Genomic DNA, 19790 nt, shown 5'->3' on the forward strand with positions numbered 1-19790 from the left:
TATTTTTTAATAGATTTTACAAAAGTTTGTGTGCTGAGATTGTATTCAGAGCTTCAAATAATCAATAGGTAATTTAACATTAAGAATCTTAAAATATGCCTGATAAGGCACCATCCGCTTTAAGCGAGTGATGCCTAGATATTTTAAGAGGCTTTCTGCTCGGCAATAAATCGCTGCACCTGCTCTTCCAACATGGAGAGTGGTAGGGCTCCATTTTTTAACAGTGCATCATGGAAAGCGCGAAGATCAAATTTATCTCCCAGCTCCTTTTCCGCCTGTGCGCGCAACTGGCGGATCTTAATTTCTCCCATTTTGTAAGAGAGAGCTTGGCCCGGCCAGGAAATATAACGATCCACTTCTGCGCGTACATTCGCGGGAGATAGGGAGGTATTGCTGGAGAGGAAATCAAGCGCCTGCTGGCGAGTCCAGCCCTGGGAGTGGATTCCAGTATCAATCACCAACCGCGCAGCGCGCCACATTTCATAGCTTAGGCGGCCAAAATGCTCATAGGGAGTAGTGTATATGCCCATCTCCTTGCCCAAGCGCTCGGAGTAAAGTGCCCATCCTTCACCAAATGCACTCAAATACAGATCACGGCGGAAATCCGGCACATTCTCCAGCTCCTGAGACAGGGCGCCTTGCAGGTGGTGGCCGGGCACCGCCTCATGCAGGGTTAAGGCAGGAAGCTCATACAGTGGGCGCTGATCCAGGCCGTGTGTATTCAGCCAATAGGCCCCACCACGGGTGCCACCGATAGCGGCAGGATTATAGGAAGCCGTGGTGTAGTTGGGTGCGATTTCGCTGGGTACCGGAACCACTCCATAGGGAGTGCGTGGCAGCAGGTTAAAGAACTCCGGTAATACATAGTCGATTCGCTTAGAGATATAGGCAGTCTCTTTCAGCAATTCTTCCGGGGTTTTTGCATAGAACTGGGGATCAGTGCGAAGAAAATGGGTAAATTCTTCAAAGCTACCCTTAAAACCAGACTCTTTGATAAGCGCTTCCATTTCCGCACGAATGCGCTTCACTTCGGCAAGACCTGTGCGGTGGATTTCTGTTGGATCCATATCCAGGGTAACGTAATAGCCAATATTGTGGCGGTAGTAATCCTCACCACCAGGCATTTGCTCGACCCCAAGGGTTTCGCTGGCGGCTTTCAGGTAATCCCCCTCCAGGAAATTTGCTACACGGTCAAAAGCCGGAATGGCTACCTGTTCAATGGCTTCTTTGCCGGCATTGCGCAGGCGTTGTTGCTCCTCAGCAGTAATTACAGCAGGCATCTCGGTAAAGGGCTTATACAAGCTGCTTTTAGTTGGGTCTTTATAAACCTGGGCTCGCACCGTAGGCGCTATGCCCTGTACCACTATTTTGGGCAAGACAAAACCTGTGCGGATACCCTCGCGCATATTGGTAATATTCTCATCGAAGAAGCGGCCAAACTCGCGGATACGAGCGATGTAATCCTCGTAATCGGCGACGCTGGTCATCGCCAGACCACGGTGCGCATCCAGGGCTTCTCCGAAAAAACTGGAGAAGGTATTAAGCGGTATGCGCTTCAAGAATAACTGATTGGCCTCGATGGAATTTTCCAGTACCCAGGAAAGTAATTCTCGATTTACCTGATCGGAACTCTCCAGTTTGCTGGCATCTATGGACTGCAGGCGCTGCAGTAACTCTTGTTCGGTCTTCAATCGACGCGCTCTATCCTCGGTAGTCACCCCAGGCAGTTGACGATTATATTCTGACACCCCCATACGCCCGGCGGTTATCGGATTCTCACGCAAAGAGTACTGCCAGTGATCTTCGATCAAATCCTGCAGTCGCTCGGTTGCCGTTGCGGCCCAGGATGTGGGAGCCAGCACCCAAGTGACCAAGATAAAGCCAGATGCCCGCTTGAGGTATTTTGCCAAGGCCTTGCCGGATTTCACGCTACTCTCCATTAATTCTGTTCGCGAGTGCTCCGTTTGTTGCACTCAAAAGTGTTTTTGTAATGATCGGTCAACCTTAACACGAGTGACACTCGGCGAGATTGCTATCTGTGACCCTGGAACCAGGAAGGTTTTATGACTTATGGGTGAGCAAATGGGAAATTGGGTGAGAGCAGAAGCGGGAAGTGCAATACATTAAAGGAACCGCCATACCTGCGGCTCCCTCAATATCTGTGGCTAGTTAGCCCCTGCGTGCATAAGACCGAATAGCATAGCTACCACTCAGACCCGCAGAATACATGGACTGATACCAGAAGGACTGAGTAAACCAATTAAAGAATGAGGCGCGGGACTCAAACCAAAACTCACCAAAGTTTGGATCGAAGAATGCGATGTCCTGCGCTACCCAAGCAGACATAGTATGGCCGGAGAAGGCGCCATCCAGGCTGATTTTCTTATAGCAACCCGCACCGCCAGTCTGATCCAGAATGATTTCCCGAGCCAAGGCGTTGGGGGAAAACAAACCACTTTGTCCATTGGCTCTACGCGGATTATTGATCCCGTGAATCGTATTGCCTCCACGTCCATTGGGGAAGGCACCACCAAACACATTTTGACTGACTGGATACAGGTTATGCACACCCAGCCAGGCTTCGGTAACCCTGTCCTGATTATCGTGCATGCCCGCTTGCTGTAGGGTCATCACATGAAAAAGATGACGCTCATCAAGGGTGTTATTGGGATATAACCAGCTCCACAGGCTACCGCCTTCGGAGTGATACTTCATCCAGAAGGCCGAGAGCGATTCGCAAACGCCGCCAGAGGTATCCTCGTGAACCGTAATCAATCCCTTTACCGGATCGAAGCACTGACTGAAGTCCTTAACAACGTGCCCATTGTAGTTGGGCACCGCTTGCTGCACTGGTCGTACACGTGTGCCGGTCACGTTCAGAATTGTTTTGTCGACCCAAATAGGCATTTTTATTCTCTCACTTCTGCTTGGCAAGAAAAGCGCTTTTAAAATCCCTTTTAAAAATTTTGTGGAATTTTTCTACGCCACTTATCGAATTGGGCCGGCATTGAAGCAGAAAAGTTTCAGCGCCAACAGGAAATACAAAAGCTTTTTAAATCGACTCTGGCACTATTTTTCCAGGCCGCATAAAGGCTTATTTAGGAGGGAGAGAATGAGAAGTGTTAACCAATTTTTATCGGCTAATGCGATAGTTTTTTAAACAAAATGCTAGGCAGTTGAGAAAAAATCATTTTTAGAACAATACGCAAGATTTTAGTCACTCAATGAGTGCAGAGGAATTACCATTTCCGCTAAGACTATATACAAAACCATCCAGTTTTTTAATTGGTCAAAAAATGTGAGTGAAAAATCGGGGAGGGACTTCTAGAAAATTTCTTAGCGTTTTTAACCGGTTAGTCTTTGCTTAGAAGATTTTACCTGCTCTGAGAATGCATCACTATACCGACAGTGAATTCACAATCACTATCGAACACTTCAAGATCAATAGATCTTACACCGTCATAAATACCACTAACTTTACGTTACCAGCTTACCCTAGCCGCAACAGACTGAGCTATTCATTTCATTGTATTTTTGACCTGTGAATAGTTTGTACGGCTAACCACATTTGAGATTTATACTGTCAGACACTAGCTTTTCCCTGCCCCTCGAGGCTAGCGGAAAATCAGGAGAGTCTTTGTGAAAACCCTTTGTGTCGCAGCAGTGCAGATGATCAGCGGTGAGAGTGTCAAGGACAATCTCGCACAAGCCTACAAACTTCTGAAGGAAGCCACCGGAGGCGGAGCCCAGCTAATACTGCTACCGGAAAATTTTGCACACTTTTCCGATAAGGGCAGTTTCTCCGCGGCCGAACCCTTCTGCGGAAACGATAAGGCCAGCGCAGACAGACAACCCATTCAACACGCGCTACAGAGCTGGGCAGCGGAGCTGGGTATCTGGGTGGTAGCCGGCGCGGTACCCTTGCTGGAACGGCCAGATGGCACTGCAACCGAGGGCAGGCGCAGTCGCTCAGCTTGCCTGCTGTTCGATGATCGCGGTGTTTTGCAGGCCCGCTACGACAAGATGCACTTGTTTGATGTGGAAGTTGAAGACTCAGCCGGAAGCTACCGTGAATCCGCCAGTATTGAAGCCGGTGACGATCCCTGTGTGGCGATATTACCCTGGGGTGTACTGGGGCTCAGCATCTGTTTCGATCTGCGCTTTCCCGAACTCTACCGACAACTGGCAATGAACGGCGCTGAGATTTTTGTGGTACCAGCGGCTTTTACCCATACCACTGGGAAAGCGCACTGGATGACCCTGTTGCGAGCACGCGCGATAGAGAATGGCTGCTTTGTGATTGCGGCCAATCAGGGCGGCATCCACTCGGAAAAAAGACGCACCTGGGGACATTCAGCGATCATCGATCCCTGGGGTGAGATCCTGGCCGAAGCCGGCGAGGGTGAAACCGTCATCACTGCCACACTGGATGCTGAGAGACTGGCTAAGGTGAGGCAACAAATGCCATTACTTTCCATGCGCCGACTAGGAATCTAAATAGTCTAAATAATAGAAAGTGTCTAAATAATGAGTATCTAAATAAAAAAGGGGCGACCGTTAGGTGCCCCTTTTTTTTACAGTGTAAACCGTGGCGAAAAGGCGGTATTACACCTTCTCCACGGTCTGCTCGATACGCCCAAAAATTGACTGGCCTTCACCATCGAACATCTCGATAGCGATCGTGTTGCCGAAATCCATAAATGGTGTACTGGGCGCACCATTCTGGATGGTTTCGATCATGCGAATCTCAGCGATGCAGCTGTAGCCAACTCCACCCTCTGCCACCGGCTTACCGGGGCCGCCATCCATCTTATTGGACACGGTACCAGAACCGATAATAGTGCCGGCACAGAGTGGGCGGGTCCTGGCCGCATGGGCAATCAACTGGCCAAAGTGGAAGGTCATATCCACCCCGGCATTGGGCTCACCGAACTTCTCGCCGTTCAGGTGGGAAACCAGAGGCAGGTGCAATTTGCCCTCACGCCAGTTCTCTCCTAGTTGCTCGGGCGTGACGCACACCGGTGAGAAAGCACTGGAGGGCTTGGACTGATAGAAACCAAAACCCTTGGCCAGCTCAGCAGGAATCAAACCGCGCAGGGAAACGTCATTTACCAGCATCACCAGTTTGATATGGGAGAGCGCATCCTCGGCAGTTACTCCCATGGGCACATCGTCGGTGATCACGGCAATTTCCGCTTCAAAGTCGATGCCGAAGCCCTCACTTTGGGGCATGGTCACCGGCTCGCGTGGGGCCAGGAAGGTATCGGAGCCACCCTGGTACATCAGCGGATCGCTGTAAAAGCTCTCCGGCACCTCGGCACCGCGAGCCTTGCGCACCAACTCCACATGGTTCACATAGGCACTGCCATCGGCCCAGTGATAGGCACGCGGTAGAGGCGATGCACACAGGCCCTGCTCGAATGGCTCTCCGGCAATCTCGCCATTGTGCAAACGCTCGTGCAGCTTCTCCAGCTCGCCATTCACTGCTGCCCAGTTGTCCAATGCACTCTGCATGGTGGGAGCGATATCGCCGGCCGGCACCATACGGGTGAGATCGTCGCTAACGACAACCAGTTGGCCATCACGGCCGGATTTAAGGCTGGCTAACTTCACTGTGCCTCCCCTTCAACTTTTTCCACAAACTCTTCTTCCCCATGCATCCAGGCTGCATGCCTTGGGGCTTTTTTAGTGCGCGACCACTCTTCCAGCATATCTTCCGCAACACGCTTCAGCTCTTTGTGCATACCGGGCTTAGCGGTGTTAGCAGCCAGCTCGATACGGTGGCCGTTCGGATCAAAGAAGTAGATCGACTGGAAAATGGTGTGATCGGTGGGGCCGAGTACATCAACCCCCGCCGCTTCCAGCTTCTCTTTGGTCGCGAGCATTTCTTCCATGGACTCCACTTCGAAAGCGATATGCTGCACCCACTTGGGGGTATTTTCATCGCGCCCCATCTCCGGGGAGTTGGGGATTTCGAAGAAGGCAAGCACATTCCCCATACCCGCATCCATAAAGACATGCATGTAAGGGTCCGGCTCACCGGTTGAGGGTACCTCGTTTTCGGCAATGGCCAGCTGGAAGTCCATGCCGAGAAGATCACGATAGAATTCCACGGTCTCTTTGGCGTCCCTGCAGCGATACGCCACGTGGTGAATGCGCTTAATGCCCATTGAAGCCTCCGGTTGTTATTCCTTTTCTTTAATGACGCCGCGCTTGAGCTGGTCGCGCTCAATGGATTCAAACAGGGCCTTGAAGTTGCCCTCGCCAAACCCTTCGTCTTCCTTGCGCTGGATAAACTCGAAGAAGACCGGGCCGAGCATATTGGCAGAGAAAATCTGTAACAGCAGACGCGGTTGACCGCCCTCGGTAGTGCCATCAAGCAGGATGCCGCGGCTCTGGAATTCCTCAGTGGGCTCACCATGGCCGGGCAGGCGCTCTTCCAGCATTTCGTAGTAGGTGTCCGGCGGTGGGGTCATAAACTCCATACCGCGCTCTTTCAGGCGATCCCAACAGGCCACCAGATCGTCACAGGCAAAGGCGATGTGTTGGATACCCTCGCCGTTGTACTTCATCAGGAATTCTTCGATCTGGCCGCCGCCGCCGGCTGCTTCTTCGTTCAGCGGGATGCGGATCTTGCCATCCGGCGCGGTCATAGCCTTGGACAGCAGACCGGTGTATTCGCCCTTAATATCGAAATAGCGGATCTCGCGGAAATTAAACAGATCCTCGTAGTACTTGGCCCAGTAATCCATGCGGCCGCGATAGACGTTGTGGGTGAGGTGGTCCAAGGTGTGGAAGCCACAACCTTCCGGACGGCGCTCTACGCCCTCCTCCCAGATAAAGTCGATATCGTAGATGGATTCGCCATCTTTGTAGCGATCAATCAGGTATAAAGTGGCACCACCAATGCCTTTGATGGCCGGCAGTTTCAGTTCCATCGGGCCAGTCTGTACGTTTACTGGCTGAGCGCCCTTGCGCAGAGCCTCCTCGTAGGCAAACTTGGCATCTTTCACACGGAAGGCCAGACCACAGGCGGAGGGACCATGCTCCTGGGCATAGTAATAGGCGTGGCTGCTGGGCTCGTAGTTGGTGACAAAGTTGATATCACCCTGGCGCCACAACTCCACCGCTTTGGAGCGGTGGCGGGCCACCTTAGTAAAGCCCATGGCGGTAAACACAGTTTCGAGAATGCCTTTTTCCGGCGCAGTGAATTCTACAAATTCGAAGCCATCCAAACCCATCGGGTTCTCAAATAAGTCGGCCATGCAGTCCTCCGTCTCTTATCTTCGCGGCGCCATTTATCGAGGCTGCGCGCTGGTTAATTTCAAGCGCAAACGAAGTTAGTTGCAGATGTAACTAATGTCAAGAGTGCCAGAAAGGCATACCAAAGGGCCGTCTTTGGTCACTTGAGATGGGTGGTTTTCGCGAGTGTGCGAACAGTCAGAAGGGAGGCTTAGCGGTATTGCGCGATGTGAGAAAAGTGGGTGCAGCACTGGCTTGTGCCGCACCCTCAGCAACTAGCGCTATTTGCGGGCGCACTTGCCGGTATCCGTTCGGCACATATGATCCTTATGAAACTTACCGCTCATCTGGTCACACTGAGACTTGGTCACATCCCCAGCGCAGGCACTTTCCGCATGCTGGCAGCATCCGGTTTCGGCGGCGCCCATTCCGCCTTTGTCCATGGATTCTTCCTTTTTCCTCTGTTCACAGGCAGACAGGGTCAGCACCAGCGCAGCCGCCAGTATTCCGATTGAAGCTTTGAGTTGCATATAGGCCTCCTAACTAGCCGGCGAGTGGCCGGTGACATGGATGTCGCGGAATCCGCCGCCCATGGCTCTGTGCGACCCGCGTAAACATGCCCGACATCTCCACCAACTGAGCGGACTTCGCACCGGGGCACAGAGCCTCTCAGCCATCCCGTAGATTTACCGGGCCATGCATTGACTGTAGCCCACACTGGCAGCAGAAGCATCTGACCAATTAGTCACTTTCGATTTTTTACAGATATCGTGCCTGTCTCTTTGGCAATCCACTGATTGTGACACCGAGAGCCGGTACAATCGCACCCCGTTTGTCGGGCTATGCACCAAATCCGCCTGTATTTTTTGAGGACTGCCTATGCTTCTCGCCGCTCTCTCCATCATCGCCGGCTTTATTGTGTTGGTCTGGAGTGCTGACCGCTTCGTGGAGGGCGCCGCAGCCACGGCCAAACACGCCGGTATGCCCACGCTGTTGATCGGCATGGTGATTGTCGGCTTTGGTACCTCTGCCCCGGAAATGGTGGTCTCCGCCATCGCCGCACTGGATGGCAGCCCTGGCTTGGCCCTGGGCAACGCCTACGGCTCCAATATCACCAATACCGGTTTGATCCTGGGCCTCACCGCCCTGATTATTCCCTTGAGCGTACACTCAAAAATCGTGCGTAAGGAGCTGCCACTATTAATGGCGATCACCCTGCTGAGTGGCGCTTTCCTATTGGATGACAAATTAGAACGCTGGGAAGCGGTTATCCTCTTGTTAGGTTTCTTCGGTCTGATTGGCTGGAGTGTATTTTCGGCCCTGCGTGGCAAGGGCGATATGTTGGAAGGCGAGGTAGCCGGGGAGTTGGAAGAACACGCCATGCCCCTGGGCCGTGCACTATTCTGGGTTTTGGCCGGCTTGGTACTACTGATTGTCAGCTCTCGGCTGCTGGTTTGGGGGGCGGTAACTATCGCCGAGTCTCTGGGGGTCAGCGACCTGATTATCGGCCTCACTATCGTCGCCCTGGGTACATCCCTACCGGAACTTGCCGCAACCATAATAGCCGCGCGCAAAGGCGAACACGATATCGCCATCGGCAACGTAGTGGGCTCTAATATGTTCAATTTGCTGGCCGTAGTGGGGATTGCCGGCACGATCGCCCCGATGTCCAACGTCCCACCGGAAGTACTCACCAGGGACTGGCCCATGGTTATCGGCCTGACTCTCGCCCTGTTTGTCTTCGCCTATGGCTTTCGCGGCCAGGGACGTATCAACCGCTGGGAAGGGGGCGCCCTGCTAACCGCCTACCTCGTTTATACCGGCTATCTGATCACCACGATTACCAAAGCCGCTCTTTAACAGCTAATAACTTGTTTGGGGCCGAAACGGCCCCAAACAACTATCAACATCTAGCAACCCAGCTTAGCGCCGTCGACGCTCCTCCAGTCTGGCTAACTGTGCCTGCAACCGCTCAATCTCTTCAAGCAATTCCAGCGCCAGTGCCGCACCGGCAAGATTAACCCCAAGATCCCGCTCCAGCGTGTAAACTCGGCGAACCCGGCCCACACAAATACCGCTGAAGCGCCAGCGGGGTTTGCGCGCACGGGGCTCAATAACTCCCTCTTCTACAAGTGCCAAGATGCGTTCCGCCGGGACCCCACAGGCGCGGCACAACTCACTCAAACTCAATTCGCTCTCTTCATCCAGGAGCACACCGGTCACTTGCTCAATCTTTCTGACCTTCATTATCAGCTCCCCATGGATTGGCGCGGATTGAAATCAAATGCCTCGCTTAATTGGCGATAAGCTTCGCGCTGGGTATCAGTCGTGGCCTTGGGAGTAACCGTTTGCAAAACAATATACATATCCCCAGGCTGCTTGGCGGGTATACCCCGACCCTTTAGGCGAAGTTTCTTGCCGTTGTCACTATTAGCGGGAATGGTAACTTTTAGGGAACCGCTCGGTGTTGGCACCTGTACCTTGGCGCCAAGTGCCATCTCCCAGGGCGCCAGGGGTAGATCCAGGTAAACCGTTGTGCCCTCAGTATGATAGAGGCGGTGGGGATTGAATGTGATCTCCAGATAGAGGTCGCCAGCCTTACCACCGCCAATGCCCGCTTCCCCCTGCCCGGCCAGGCGGATTTGTTGGCCTTCGGTAATACCTTTGGGAATCTTGACGTTTAGAGTGCGTTCCTGCAGTTGGGGACGCCCGTCCGCTCCCAACACCGTGTGCTTGAGGGTAATCTGCCGGCTGCTGCCGCGATAGCTGTCCTCCAGGTCTATCGCGATACGTGCATAGGTATTTTCCCCCTGAGCGCTGTATTGGCGCCTTTGCCTGCCGCCATAGCCCTGGTTGAAGCCACCCCGCCCAAACAGGCTCTCAAAGAAGTCACTGAAAGCCTCACTATCGGTATCGGTATACCCACCGCCATGGAATTCAAAGCCCTGATCCCAATTAGGTGGTGGGCGGAAGTCCTGACCAGACTGGAAGCCACTTCCCAACTGGTCGTAAGCCGTGCGCTTCTCCGGGTCCTTAAGCACCTCGTAGGCCTCATTCACCTCTTTAAAGCGCTCCTCCGCATCCTTTTCACTACTGACATCGGGATGATACTTACGCGCCAACTTGCGATAAGCTCGCTTGATCTCCGCCTGATCGACACTGCGTTCCAGACCGAGAATCTTGTAGTAGTCCTTGTATTCCATGGGTTTAATATAAGCCGTTGATATTGCAGTCTGCCATGAAAAGAGGAAAATTCTACGGCATATAGTTGCCTTCGACACACTGAATTTGATTCAACTCAGCGCTCGGCAGAATAAGGATCTTCTGCAACTAAATAGGCTGTAATATCTGCCTTGTTCTCTTGGGTTTGTAGCCACTCACGAAACTCCTTCACCTTTCCATAGGTCTCCTCTCCAAAACGTTTCCGATAAACTTCAGAGAAAGTGCCCCTGGCATTACTGTCTCTGACTTTCTTTTGCCACTCATTGGTAACTAAAAAGTTCAAGGAATCTGCAAGTCCTTCAGCCTTAAGCAGCTCCCATTCCCCTTTATCCAACCAAATACCACCAACCGCAGGACTGTAATCCAAACGGTGTTCACTGCCAGCTACAATTTTAAACTTCTGCATAATTACGCCCGATACAGGACATAAAATAGCTCGTTTGGTGTCTTCTGCAACGACCTCACTTAGACCTTTTAGCTTTTCTGGAAATTGATATTCAGGATTTTTTCTTTTCCAAGTTAAGTAGTCTTCAACCAGAATCCAGTTACCTTCACAGTTTGAACAGGTATATGCGCGAAACAACCCTTCAATAAGATCTGGCTTTAATACACCTTCTTTACAACTCGTACAGCGCCGCATTAATTCATTCCCTTAAATAAATTACCCAGACTTATCTCAAAAGTCTGGGTTGAGAAGTTATGGTTTTAATCTGTTAGTTAATTAACTAATTAATTAATTAAAACCTAAATTTTCCAATTTGAAAAATTTTAAATACACTAAACCTCGGTCTCAACAGGCTTACTCAAATTACCAACGCCCGCTTCTTTTAATAGTGAATCTACCAATGGCGCCATCGCACGATGTTTAAGTGCGCTACCAATTAAAGCTTCCGGCAAACTTTGACTTTTGCCTTCCGATTCTCCATCTAAAATTCCGCTAGATGTGCGACCATTCAGGCCATTTAAGCCTTCGACAGAGATGATTTTCATTCCCTCGATACTCTCAAGAGGCTTAACACTTTCACGGATAATATTGGGCAGATTCTCGTGCAGACTCAGCACTTTCTTCAATGCGATCTGCGCTTCATTGAGGCTGTTATATGCTTCGTTCATCAAGCGCTGGCCTTCGGCATCTACCGCGTATTTTTCACGATCTGCTTCAACCTTGATTCGAACCGCTTCGGCTTCCGCAGAAGCCTGCAGGCGTAACGCTTCGGCTTTATCTTCTGCAGCCGCTTTCTCCGCTTCAGCCATTACCTTAATGCCAGTAGCCTGACGCTCAGCCACCTTTTGCGCTTCAATAATCTCGATACGCTTGTTACGTTCAGCGATTTCCACATCTTTGGCAGTGCGCACCATCTCTTCGGCTTTTACTGCTTCCGCCAAGGCCACGTTCGCCTGTTGGTCAGCCAGGGACTGCTCTTTGGATTTCTCTGCAACGGCAATTGCACGTTCCTGCTCAGCAATCTCTACAGATTTTTCTTTAGAGATACGCTGCTCATCGAGGATACGCTCACGCTCGATTTCCTGTTCTCTCAGGCGACGCTCCTTCTCGATTTCCAAGAGCTTGGTCGCCTGTTCCGCAGTTATGCGCGCCTGATCCACCTCTCGCTGGGCTTCAATCTCTGCCTGACGTGCAGCCCTTTCTTGTGCAGCCAGTTCACGGGCGATATCAGCTTTTTGCGCGGCTTCGCGATTTTCCAACTCACGTTGTTGCTCCAAATGGGCGTAGCGTTTTTCCTTATCGATTTCCAGTTTCTGGCGCTCAGCTTCGAGATTTTTCTTCTCGATCTGCACCATAGTTTCCTGTTCGACGTCATTAACTTCCTTGCGGCGCGCTTCAATAGAGCGGGTCATGCTGGCAAGACCTTCAGCATCGAACACATTGTCCTGGTTAAAGAACTCTTTATGGGTCTGATCCAATCCAGTCAAAGAGACAGACTCCAGCTCCAATCCGTTTTTCAGTAGATCCTCAGAGACCACTTGCTGCACTTTTTGTACAAACTGACTGCGCTGTTCATGCAACTCTGCCATTTCCATTTCGGCAGCCACAGAGCGTAGAGCATCGACAAATTTACCTTCAATCATTTCCTTTAAGGCTTCAGGGTCCAGGGTGCGCAAACCCAAAGTCTGTGCCGCATTGGCAATCGCTTCGGCATCGGGTTTCACGCGCAAATAGAACTCAGCGAGTACATCCACACGCATACGATCCTTGGTAATTAGCGCCTGATGCTCTTTACGGGAAACTGCAAGGCGCAGGGTATTCATATTCACCGGGATAATTTCATGTAATACCGGTAACACCAGTGCGCCGCCATTCATAATGACTTTTTGTCCACCCATGCCGGTACGCACAAAAGAACGCTCTTTAGAGGCACGGGTATAAAGCCGAGCGAAAATAGTACCGATTACAATCAGGCCAACGAGTACTGCACCGGCAATAAATACTACGACGGGTAGGTTTCCTATCACTGCTAGATTCTCCATTTAATTATTTTCCATCAGATGCTGGCTGGTGGGACGAGTCACACGGAAATGCACACCCAATTCCTCTACCAGTAACACCTTCTCCCCCTGGTTAAAAATTTCACTTTCATCCGGCTCCACCATCACATAGTGGGTAGTGCCAAATTCATCTTTAAAACGCGCTTCTGCGGGTGATCCGGCTTCGGCTTTGCCGATGGTAATTACCGCCACCCGACCGATAAAGGATTTTCTTCCCACCGCTTGCGTTTCATCACCAACAGCAAAACGTCGCAGTAAATTACCGACAAAACGCACCTGTGGCAGCGCCAGGAAAAAAACTACCAGCGCCAACAAGCCGCCCGGTAATAACAGACCAAAAGTAGACTCAACAAACATCTGGATCAGTAAACCGGTAACACCGAAACCAACCAAGAGTGCCACTAAAAGGATCAGTGCTGGCACCTCGCCAAAACGCAGCCAGCCCAAAACTTTAGTCAATCCACCTGATGCACTACCATCCGGCCCATTGATATCAATATCTGGCAGCATGTTATCGAGTAGATCCGAAATACCGATGCCAATTAATGTCATCACGCCCTCAAGAACCGCGATCATTAACATCAATATCAGAGCGCCGGTAAATATCAGATTCTGGTCTTGTAACAGAAAAGCCATCAGGCCTCCGACTTGAGTTTGGCTAGCCGTTCTTTAATGCGATTGTTACGCGCTAGCTCCTCGAGCTCAGCCAACTTGCTTGCATTTGCACTGGATTTGGAGGTGTGTACACCGGCCCGCTCCAGCACACGGTCAAAGACGTCGCTTGCCTGTTCCACTTGCGTCTCGGTTTTACGGCTGGTGCCGCGGCCTGTGTCACTCACACCATTGGCCACATGCTCGCTAGCCTTAACAAATTCCTTCAGCTGCTCACGCATTTCCCGTTTTTTACCTTGCAATGCGCTGATGTAAGCATTGAGCTCCTGCATTTCTGTGTCGTTCTCAGCGATGGCCTTTTCCAATACCGGCAACTGAGCTTCGATATCCATCTGCTTGGCAATGGCAGCTTCAGCCAGGTCATCTCGACCTTCCTTTACCGCGATATCAATTTGCCCGGCCAACGCACTGTGACGATTATTTTCCTCATTGAGCGCCTTGCTATTGAGGTACTTGGCCGCCTCTACCTTACCAAGCTGTTCGCGCACGTCGGCAGAAGCATCGTCTATTTCACGAATGGCTTGCTCCATGACCAGCTGAGGAGTTGCACTTTCTACCGAGTCGACCACCGCGTTGGCAGATGCCGAAATCAGTCGTGAGATGCGCTTAATTAATCCTTCTCTCATAATTTTCTTTCCTTTTACTGTTTCAATTTCTACCAAAGCCAGACCAAATCCCTCACGATCCGACAAACCTTCAAAAATTCTTTCTCAAGAAACCGCTGACTTAATGCGTTAATGTCAGCAGCTGAGTCTCATCGTCTATCGATAAAAATAAATTTCGCCGACGCTTATTCCGCAGTTTCACTTTCTAGACGTTCACGAATTTTCACAGCTGAATCACGGTGAATACTTCGTGGGCTGCTCTGTTGCGATAGCAGCAACATTTTTTCCAGGAAAGCCTCGACGCTCGGCAACAAGTCTTTTTCCAATTCCGGCGCCATTGGCTCATTGCCAGCCCCATTTTGAATAATGGCGGCACTTTCTGTGAGCAACTCCATTACTGCTTCTATCAATAAGCTCCGCTGGTTTTCCTCTAAATAGCGGGCCTTTAACGGCAACATGGCCTCTGCTGAGGAGAGATAGCTGCGGGAAAGGCTGTCCCCGCCAACTGACTCTCTCGCCATTGCAATAATTTCGCGTACTTTCTCACTTTGGGTGATCGCCCCATTGCGATCAATCGACATCAGATACGCATAATCTTCCGCCGATAGGCGCGCCGATATAGATTGAGTTTTATTGAGCATAATGATCCCTTACTTGCCGTGTATACAAAAGTACACACGACTACGCGTGGGGTCAATAAAAACTCGCGTGGCTTATTAGTACGGCAGAACCAGCCCGTGTAGAAAAATATTCTGCTAGTAACTGTGCTATCTATAATTCAGAGTATTTTTGTAAAAAACTGTTTTTAGTTCCGCCAGACGTTTTAAATTACACACGCTTACAGGGATAAATTTCCGCCAAAAATACTTTTATTTACCGCCCACCAGAACAGGCTTTTGGTGACAAGCTCAACAATCCCATCGCCAATTGACGAACTTAATGTCGATAGAAAACCTGATTCTCAACGTCGATAGCTATAAGGCCAGCCATTACCTGCAATATCCGCCTGGCACGGAATTTATCAGCAGCTATATCGAGTGCCGTGGTGGGGATTTTTCTGAAACGGTATTTTTTGGTTTGCAGGCTTTTATAAAGCAGTATCTACAAAGCCCCATCACTATTTCCAATATTGTGGAAGCAGGGCAGCTACTTAAGGACCACGGCCTGCCCTTTTATCGTGAGGGTTGGGAACACATAGTTCACGTACATCAAGGTTTACTACCTCTTGAGATCAGCGCTGTCGAGGAGGGGTCGGTAATTCCTCTACACAATGTCACTGCGCAAATCGTTAATACCTGCCCTTCCTGTTTCTGGTTAACAAGTTATATTGAAACCGCATTAGTTCGCGCTCTCTGGTATCCCTGCACTGTCGCCACCCAGAGCCGGGAGATTAAAAAGACTATTGCGCGTTTTTTGCAGGAGACGGCCGACACTCAAAATAGCCTTCTTTATCAACTGCACGATTTTGGCGCCCGCGGGGTGAGTAGCCATGAAAGCGCTTTATTGGGAGGCATGGCACATTTGGTGAATTTCCATGGTACTGATACTCTCTCTGGAATATTAGGTGCAAGGAATTTTTACGCTGCCGATATGCCTGGTTTTTCAATTCCAGCTGCAGAACACAGTACTATCACAGCCTGGGGTCGTGATGGAGAAGCATTGGCCTATCAAAATATCCTACAGCATTTCTCGGGAAAAAATAAAACTGTTGCTGTGGTTAGTGATAGCTATGACTTGTGGAACGCAGTGGAACAAATCTGGGGAGGGCGATTAAAAAATACTATTCAAAACAGTGGAGGAACTTTGGTTATCCGCCCGGATTCCGGCAATCCCGTGCAGATCGTTGTCGAATGTATAGAGCGGTTAATGCGAATTTTTGGAACTCATACCAATAGCAAAGGCTATCGTGTTTTGCCCGATTACATTCGTGTAATCCAGGGGGACAGTATCTCTCGCATTACTATTCCCAAAATACTACAGACAATGAAGAAGCATAAACAGAGCGCTGAAAATGTCACTTTTGGTATGGGAGGCGAGTTGTTACAAAAGGTTGACCGGGACCTAATGAGCTTTGCCATGAAGGCCAGCGCCATACGCATCAACGGTATTTGGCGGGATATCTACAAAGACCCGCGCACAGGACCAGAGAAAAGATCCAAGCGCGGGCGCCTGGCCCTGATTCAAGGGGAGAATGGTAAGTTCAGAACCATCAGAATAGAGGAATTGGGACAGCATAAAAACCTACTAAGACCAGTATTTTGTAATGGAAAGCTCCTGCTAGAAACAACTTTTACTGAGATACGTAACCGCGCTGCCATTTAGCAAACAGTACTCCCCCTCTTCCCAGTACAACCACTTGCCCCCAACAAACCTCACTTCACCGAGCTAACACTTTACAAAAGCAATCAAGGCCTGTTACCTGTATAGGTTTATTGTCTGGACAATATGCTCAGCCGGGCTCTTTCCTGCCGGGCCTCTTTATGTATCGGGCACAACAACAATAATCATATCCCCCAAATCCCATTGAGGGGACAAAGGTAGCCAATGGAAAGAAGAAAATTCCTCAAGATTGCCGGCGCTGGCTCCAGTGGTATTTTGTTACCTCTGCAAGGCATTCAGGTTTGCGCCGAGCAGTTACTCAACGAGGGTATGCACAGCTCGCAAAAACGACACCTGGCCGATGTAGTTCTGAACACGGCGCGCAAGGCCGGGGCCAGTTATACCGACGTGCGCATTGGTCGCTATCTCAACCAGTACGTTATGACCCGCGAAACCAACGTGGAGGATATCGTCAATACGGAATCCCTCGGCGCTGGTATTCGCGTGATTGCCAATGGCACCTGGGGTTTTGCCGCTACCAATGACCTTACCGCCGATGGCGTCGCCCGCGCCGCACGCCAGGCGGTTGCCGTGGCCAAGGCCAACGCCAAATACCAAACGGAGCCCGTGCGACTGGCACCGGTTAAAGGGGTCGGTGAGGTTTCCTGGCAAACTCCGATTCAGAAAAATGCCCTACAGGTGCCCATCAGTGAAAAAGTTGAGTTCCTCATGGAGGTCAATAACAGCGCACTCGAAGCTGGAGCCAGTTATATCCAGTCAGCCCTGTATTTGGTGAATGAGCAGAAGTACTTCGCTTCCAGCGACGGTTCTTATATCGATCAGGATATCCACCGCCTGTGGGCGCCACTGCAGGTAACTGCCGTGGATAAGAAAAGTGGTGCCTTTAAAACCCGCAATGGTCTCAGCGACCCGGTGGGAAGAGGCTATGAATACCTGGCGGGTCATGAGAAAGACAAAATTCGCGGACAGACGACGCTCTATAAAGCCTCCTATGATATGGCCGAAGATGCGGTGCTTGCCGCCGAACAGGCCAAGGCCAAGCTATCGGCCAAGTCTATCGAGCCAGGCAAATATGACTTGGTTCTGGAACCCTCGCACCTGTGCCTCACTATCCATGAATCCGTGGGTCACCCACTGGAGCTGGACCGCGTACTGGGCTATGAGGCCAACTACGCCGGAACTTCCTTCGCCACTCTGGATAAGTGGCGCAGCGGCAAGTTCCAGTACGGCAGTGACAAAGTCACCCTGTTTGCCGACAAGGTGCAGCCGGGTTCCCTCGGTGCCGTTGCCTATGACGACGAAGGCGTAAAAACCAAGCGCTGGGATTTGGTGAAAGATGGCATCCTGGTGAACTACCAGGCGACCCGCGATCAGGTGCATATGATCGACCAAAAGGAATCCCTTGGCTGCAGCTACGGCGATAGTTGGTCCAGCGTGCAATTCCAGCGGATGCCCAATGTCTCACTGGCTCCCGGCGAGAAAAAGTACTCGGCTAAAGACATGATCGGCGATGTGGAAAAAGGCATTTACATTGTCGGGCGCGGCTCCTACTCCATCGATCAGCAGCGCTACAACTTCCAGTTCGGCGGACAGCTGTTCTACGAGATCAAAAACGGCGAGATCGTCGGCCAGGTTGAGGATGTCGCCTACCAATCCAACACCCAGGGATTCTGGAACTCCTGCTCAGCGATTTGCGACAGCAGTGATTACCGCCTGGGTGGTACCTTCTTCGATGGCAAGGGCCAGCCCAGCCAGGTGAGCGCGGTATCCCACGGCTGTTCCACCACCCGTTTTGACAAAATTAATGTAATCAATACCAAGCGCAAGATTTCCTGAAGAGCGCACAAGAATAAATAATTGGAGGAAAGGCAATGGCAATTCTAAGTAGAAGTGAAGCGAAGCGTATTCTCGACAAGGTTTTAAAATACAGCCGCGCCGATGAAGCCAGCGCGCAGCTGGCCGGCAGCGAGACCGGTAATATTCGCTACGCGCGCAATAGTGTTTCCACCAGTGGCATCGTCAATGATATCGAGCTGGCTGTGGAGGCCCGTTTCGGTAAGAAGTCCGGTGTAGCTACCATCAACGAATTCAGCGATGCCTCCCTGGAAAAAGTGATGCGCCGCGCGGAAGAGCTGGCCAAGCTGTCGCCGGAAAATCCGGAAGCCATGCCGATGCTGGGCCCACAGAAATATGTCAGCGTAGACGGCTTTGCCAAGTCCACTGCGGATATCACCCCAGACCAGCGCGCCAAGGCAGCGGCAGATTCCATTATTGCAGCCAAGGAAAAGAAAGTGGTTGCCGCAGGTTACCTGGAGGACGAGCGCTCTTTTGCCGCAGTCGCCACTAGCAAGGGCTTGTTCGGCTACCACGCCTCCACTTCCGCCAACTTCACCGTGACCATGCGCACCGAGAATGGCTTGGGTTCGGGTTGGGCCGAAAGTGATGTTACCGATTTCGGCGCGATGAATACCGGCAGCACTTCCTCTGTAGCCATCGACAAGGCGGTACTGTCCCAAGAAGCCCGCGCCCTGGAGCCGGGCAAGTACACCGTAATTCTGGAACCCAATGCGGTGTCCGGCTTGGTGGGTTATATGATGAGCGGCTTTGATGCGCGCAGTGCCGACGAAGGCCGCAGCTTTATGAGCAAGAAGGGCGGCGGCAACCGTACCGGCGAGAAGATGTTCGACAAGCGCGTACACTTCTACTCCGATCCCACCAATCTCGATGTGCCGGCACAGCCCTGGACCGACAACGACTTTATGAGATTGCAACGCACCGACTGGGTGAAAGATGGTGTAGTGAAAAATCTGGTGCGCGACCGCTACTGGGCCGAGCAAAGCAAAGGCGAAGTGGTGCCCGAGCCTAACAACCTGATTATGGTCGGCGGCGATAAAACCACCGAAGCCCTGATCAAAAATACTCGTCGCGGCATCCTGGTAACCCGCACCTGGTATATCCGTATGGTCGATCCCCAGTCCATGCTGCTGACCGGCCTCACCCGCGACGGCACCTTCTATATCGAAAACGGCAAGATCAAATACCCGGTGAAGAACTTCCGCTTCAACGAGAGTCCGGTGATTATGCTCAACAATATTGAGGATATGGGGATACCCCAGCGCGTAAGCATGTGGGACATGTCCGCCATGATTCCCGCGTTGAAGGTACGCGACTTCACCTTCAGCAGCCTTTCCGACGCCGTATAAC

At 51.3% G+C, this 19790-nt stretch carries 18 protein-coding genes; 5 read left to right on the top strand and 13 right to left on the bottom strand.

Annotation, left to right across the window (positions count from 1 at the left end; translation table 11 throughout):
* Positions 1–143 precede the first annotated feature (143 nt).
* The gene (locus LC073_RS03750; RefSeq protein ID WP_226643644.1) at positions 144–1928 is read right to left on the bottom strand and encodes a DUF885 domain-containing protein; all 1785 of its coding nucleotides are present in this window, start codon (positions 1926–1928) and stop codon (positions 144–146) included.
* 241 nt (positions 1929–2169) lie between these two features.
* Positions 2170–2907: a YopT-type cysteine protease domain-containing protein gene (locus tag LC073_RS03755; protein ID WP_226643646.1), complete on the bottom strand. Its 738-nt coding sequence runs from the start codon at positions 2905–2907 to the stop codon at positions 2170–2172.
* 732 nt (positions 2908–3639) lie between these two features.
* Between LC073_RS03755 and LC073_RS03760 the strand changes: the two genes are divergently transcribed.
* Positions 3640–4497 (top strand): carbon-nitrogen hydrolase family protein, encoded by an 858-nt coding sequence (locus LC073_RS03760; protein ID WP_226643649.1) that lies wholly within the window; start codon positions 3640–3642, stop codon positions 4495–4497.
* 108 nt (positions 4498–4605) lie between these two features.
* Here the strand turns inward: LC073_RS03760 and LC073_RS03765 are convergent, their stop codons facing one another.
* From LC073_RS03765 to LC073_RS03780, 4 genes are all read right to left on the bottom strand, one after another.
* On the bottom strand, positions 4606–5613 hold the full coding sequence (locus LC073_RS03765) for a fumarylacetoacetate hydrolase family protein (RefSeq protein ID WP_226643657.1): 1008 nt from the start codon (positions 5611–5613) through the stop codon (positions 4606–4608).
* Entirely contained in the window at positions 5610–6170 is a 561-nt protein-coding gene (locus LC073_RS03770) for a VOC family protein (RefSeq protein ID WP_152450463.1), read from the bottom strand. The genes LC073_RS03765 and LC073_RS03770 overlap by 4 nt, the downstream gene beginning before the upstream one ends.
* Positions 6171–6185: 15 nt before the next feature.
* Complete coding sequence (gene hppD, locus LC073_RS03775; RefSeq protein ID WP_226643658.1) at positions 6186–7265, bottom strand: 4-hydroxyphenylpyruvate dioxygenase; 1080 nt, start codon at positions 7263–7265, stop codon at positions 6186–6188.
* A gap of 258 nt (positions 7266–7523) precedes the next feature.
* Entirely contained in the window at positions 7524–7772 is a 249-nt protein-coding gene (locus LC073_RS03780) for a hypothetical protein (RefSeq protein WP_226643660.1), read from the bottom strand.
* A gap of 349 nt (positions 7773–8121) precedes the next feature.
* Between LC073_RS03780 and LC073_RS03785 the strand changes: the two genes are divergently transcribed.
* The gene (locus LC073_RS03785) at positions 8122–9102 is read left to right on the top strand and encodes a calcium/sodium antiporter (protein ID WP_226643662.1); all 981 of its coding nucleotides are present in this window, start codon (positions 8122–8124) and stop codon (positions 9100–9102) included.
* A gap of 63 nt (positions 9103–9165) precedes the next feature.
* Here the strand turns inward: LC073_RS03785 and LC073_RS03790 are convergent, their stop codons facing one another.
* The 7 genes from LC073_RS03790 to LC073_RS03820 form a co-directional block, all read right to left on the bottom strand.
* A complete protein-coding gene (locus LC073_RS03790) occupies positions 9166–9489 on the bottom strand; it encodes a chaperone modulator CbpM (RefSeq protein WP_226643665.1) in 324 nt (107 codons plus the stop codon).
* A gap of 2 nt (positions 9490–9491) precedes the next feature.
* Entirely contained in the window at positions 9492–10445 is a 954-nt protein-coding gene (locus tag LC073_RS03795) for a DnaJ C-terminal domain-containing protein (protein WP_226643667.1), read from the bottom strand.
* A gap of 95 nt (positions 10446–10540) precedes the next feature.
* On the bottom strand, positions 10541–11104 hold the full coding sequence (locus LC073_RS03800; RefSeq protein WP_226643669.1) for a hypothetical protein: 564 nt from the start codon (positions 11102–11104) through the stop codon (positions 10541–10543).
* A gap of 137 nt (positions 11105–11241) precedes the next feature.
* Positions 11242–12951, bottom strand: a complete 1710-nt coding sequence (locus tag LC073_RS03805) for a flotillin family protein (protein ID WP_226643671.1) — start codon at positions 12949–12951, stop codon at positions 11242–11244.
* Positions 12952–13605 carry a YqiJ family protein gene (locus LC073_RS03810; protein WP_226643673.1) on the bottom strand — a complete coding sequence of 218 codons (654 nt, stop codon included), beginning with the start codon at positions 13603–13605 and terminating at the stop codon, positions 12952–12954.
* Positions 13605–14267, bottom strand: coding sequence for a PspA/IM30 family protein (locus tag LC073_RS03815; RefSeq protein WP_226643676.1), 663 nt, complete (start codon positions 14265–14267; stop codon positions 13605–13607). Before LC073_RS03815 ends, LC073_RS03810 begins: the two co-directional genes overlap by 1 nt.
* A 164-nt stretch (positions 14268–14431) precedes the next feature.
* A complete protein-coding gene (locus LC073_RS03820) occupies positions 14432–14887 on the bottom strand; it encodes a hypothetical protein (RefSeq protein WP_226643685.1) in 456 nt (151 codons plus the stop codon).
* Between the two features lie 298 nt (positions 14888–15185).
* On the opposite strand from LC073_RS03820, the gene LC073_RS03825 reads away from it, so the two are divergent.
* The 3 genes from LC073_RS03825 to LC073_RS03835 all read left to right on the top strand — a co-directional run bounded on the left by LC073_RS03825 (position 15186) and on the right by LC073_RS03835 (position 19789).
* Positions 15186–16568 carry a nicotinate phosphoribosyltransferase gene (locus LC073_RS03825; RefSeq protein ID WP_226643688.1) on the top strand — a complete coding sequence of 461 codons (1383 nt, stop codon included), beginning with the start codon at positions 15186–15188 and terminating at the stop codon, positions 16566–16568.
* A gap of 222 nt (positions 16569–16790) precedes the next feature.
* On the top strand, positions 16791–18422 hold the full coding sequence (locus LC073_RS03830) for a TldD/PmbA family protein (RefSeq protein WP_226643690.1): 1632 nt from the start codon (positions 16791–16793) through the stop codon (positions 18420–18422).
* A 35-nt stretch (positions 18423–18457) separates the two neighbouring features.
* Positions 18458–19789 carry a TldD/PmbA family protein gene (locus LC073_RS03835; RefSeq protein WP_226643692.1) on the top strand — a complete coding sequence of 444 codons (1332 nt, stop codon included), beginning with the start codon at positions 18458–18460 and terminating at the stop codon, positions 19787–19789.
* Position 19790: the final 1 nt, after the last annotated feature.

This window comes from Microbulbifer variabilis (assembly GCF_020524905.1).
In the GTDB taxonomy this organism is placed as follows: domain Bacteria; phylum Pseudomonadota; class Gammaproteobacteria; order Pseudomonadales; family Cellvibrionaceae; genus Microbulbifer; species Microbulbifer variabilis_A.

Excerpts from the sequence above, each read along its gene's own strand:
- LC073_RS03785 (WP_226643662.1), top strand. The coding sequence starts at position 8,122 with ATGCTTCTCGCCGCTCTCTCCATCATCGCCGGCTTTATTGTGTTGGTC.
- LC073_RS03800 (WP_226643669.1), bottom strand. The coding sequence starts at position 11,104 with ATGCGGCGCTGTACGAGTTGTAAAGAAGGTGTATTAAAGCCAGATCTT.
- LC073_RS03835 (WP_226643692.1), top strand. The coding sequence starts at position 18,458 with ATGGCAATTCTAAGTAGAAGTGAAGCGAAGCGTATTCTCGACAAGGTT.
- LC073_RS03770 (WP_152450463.1), bottom strand. The coding sequence starts at position 6,170 with ATGGGCATTAAGCGCATTCACCACGTGGCGTATCGCTGCAGGGACGCC.
- LC073_RS03820 (WP_226643685.1), bottom strand. The coding sequence starts at position 14,887 with ATGCTCAATAAAACTCAATCTATATCGGCGCGCCTATCGGCGGAAGAT.
- LC073_RS03780 (WP_226643660.1), bottom strand. The coding sequence starts at position 7,772 with ATGCAACTCAAAGCTTCAATCGGAATACTGGCGGCTGCGCTGGTGCTG.
- LC073_RS03830 (WP_226643690.1), top strand. The coding sequence starts at position 16,791 with ATGGAAAGAAGAAAATTCCTCAAGATTGCCGGCGCTGGCTCCAGTGGT.
- LC073_RS03815 (WP_226643676.1), bottom strand. The coding sequence starts at position 14,267 with ATGAGAGAAGGATTAATTAAGCGCATCTCACGACTGATTTCGGCATCT.
- LC073_RS03810 (WP_226643673.1), bottom strand. The coding sequence starts at position 13,605 with ATGGCTTTTCTGTTACAAGACCAGAATCTGATATTTACCGGCGCTCTG.
- LC073_RS03795 (WP_226643667.1), bottom strand. The coding sequence starts at position 10,445 with ATGGAATACAAGGACTACTACAAGATTCTCGGTCTGGAACGCAGTGTC.
- LC073_RS03825 (WP_226643688.1), top strand. The coding sequence starts at position 15,186 with ATGTCGATAGAAAACCTGATTCTCAACGTCGATAGCTATAAGGCCAGC.
- LC073_RS03755 (WP_226643646.1), bottom strand. The coding sequence starts at position 2,907 with ATGCCTATTTGGGTCGACAAAACAATTCTGAACGTGACCGGCACACGT.
- hppD (WP_226643658.1), bottom strand. The coding sequence starts at position 7,265 with ATGGCCGACTTATTTGAGAACCCGATGGGTTTGGATGGCTTCGAATTT.
- LC073_RS03790 (WP_226643665.1), bottom strand. The coding sequence starts at position 9,489 with ATGAAGGTCAGAAAGATTGAGCAAGTGACCGGTGTGCTCCTGGATGAA.
- LC073_RS03805 (WP_226643671.1), bottom strand. The coding sequence starts at position 12,951 with ATGGAGAATCTAGCAGTGATAGGAAACCTACCCGTCGTAGTATTTATT.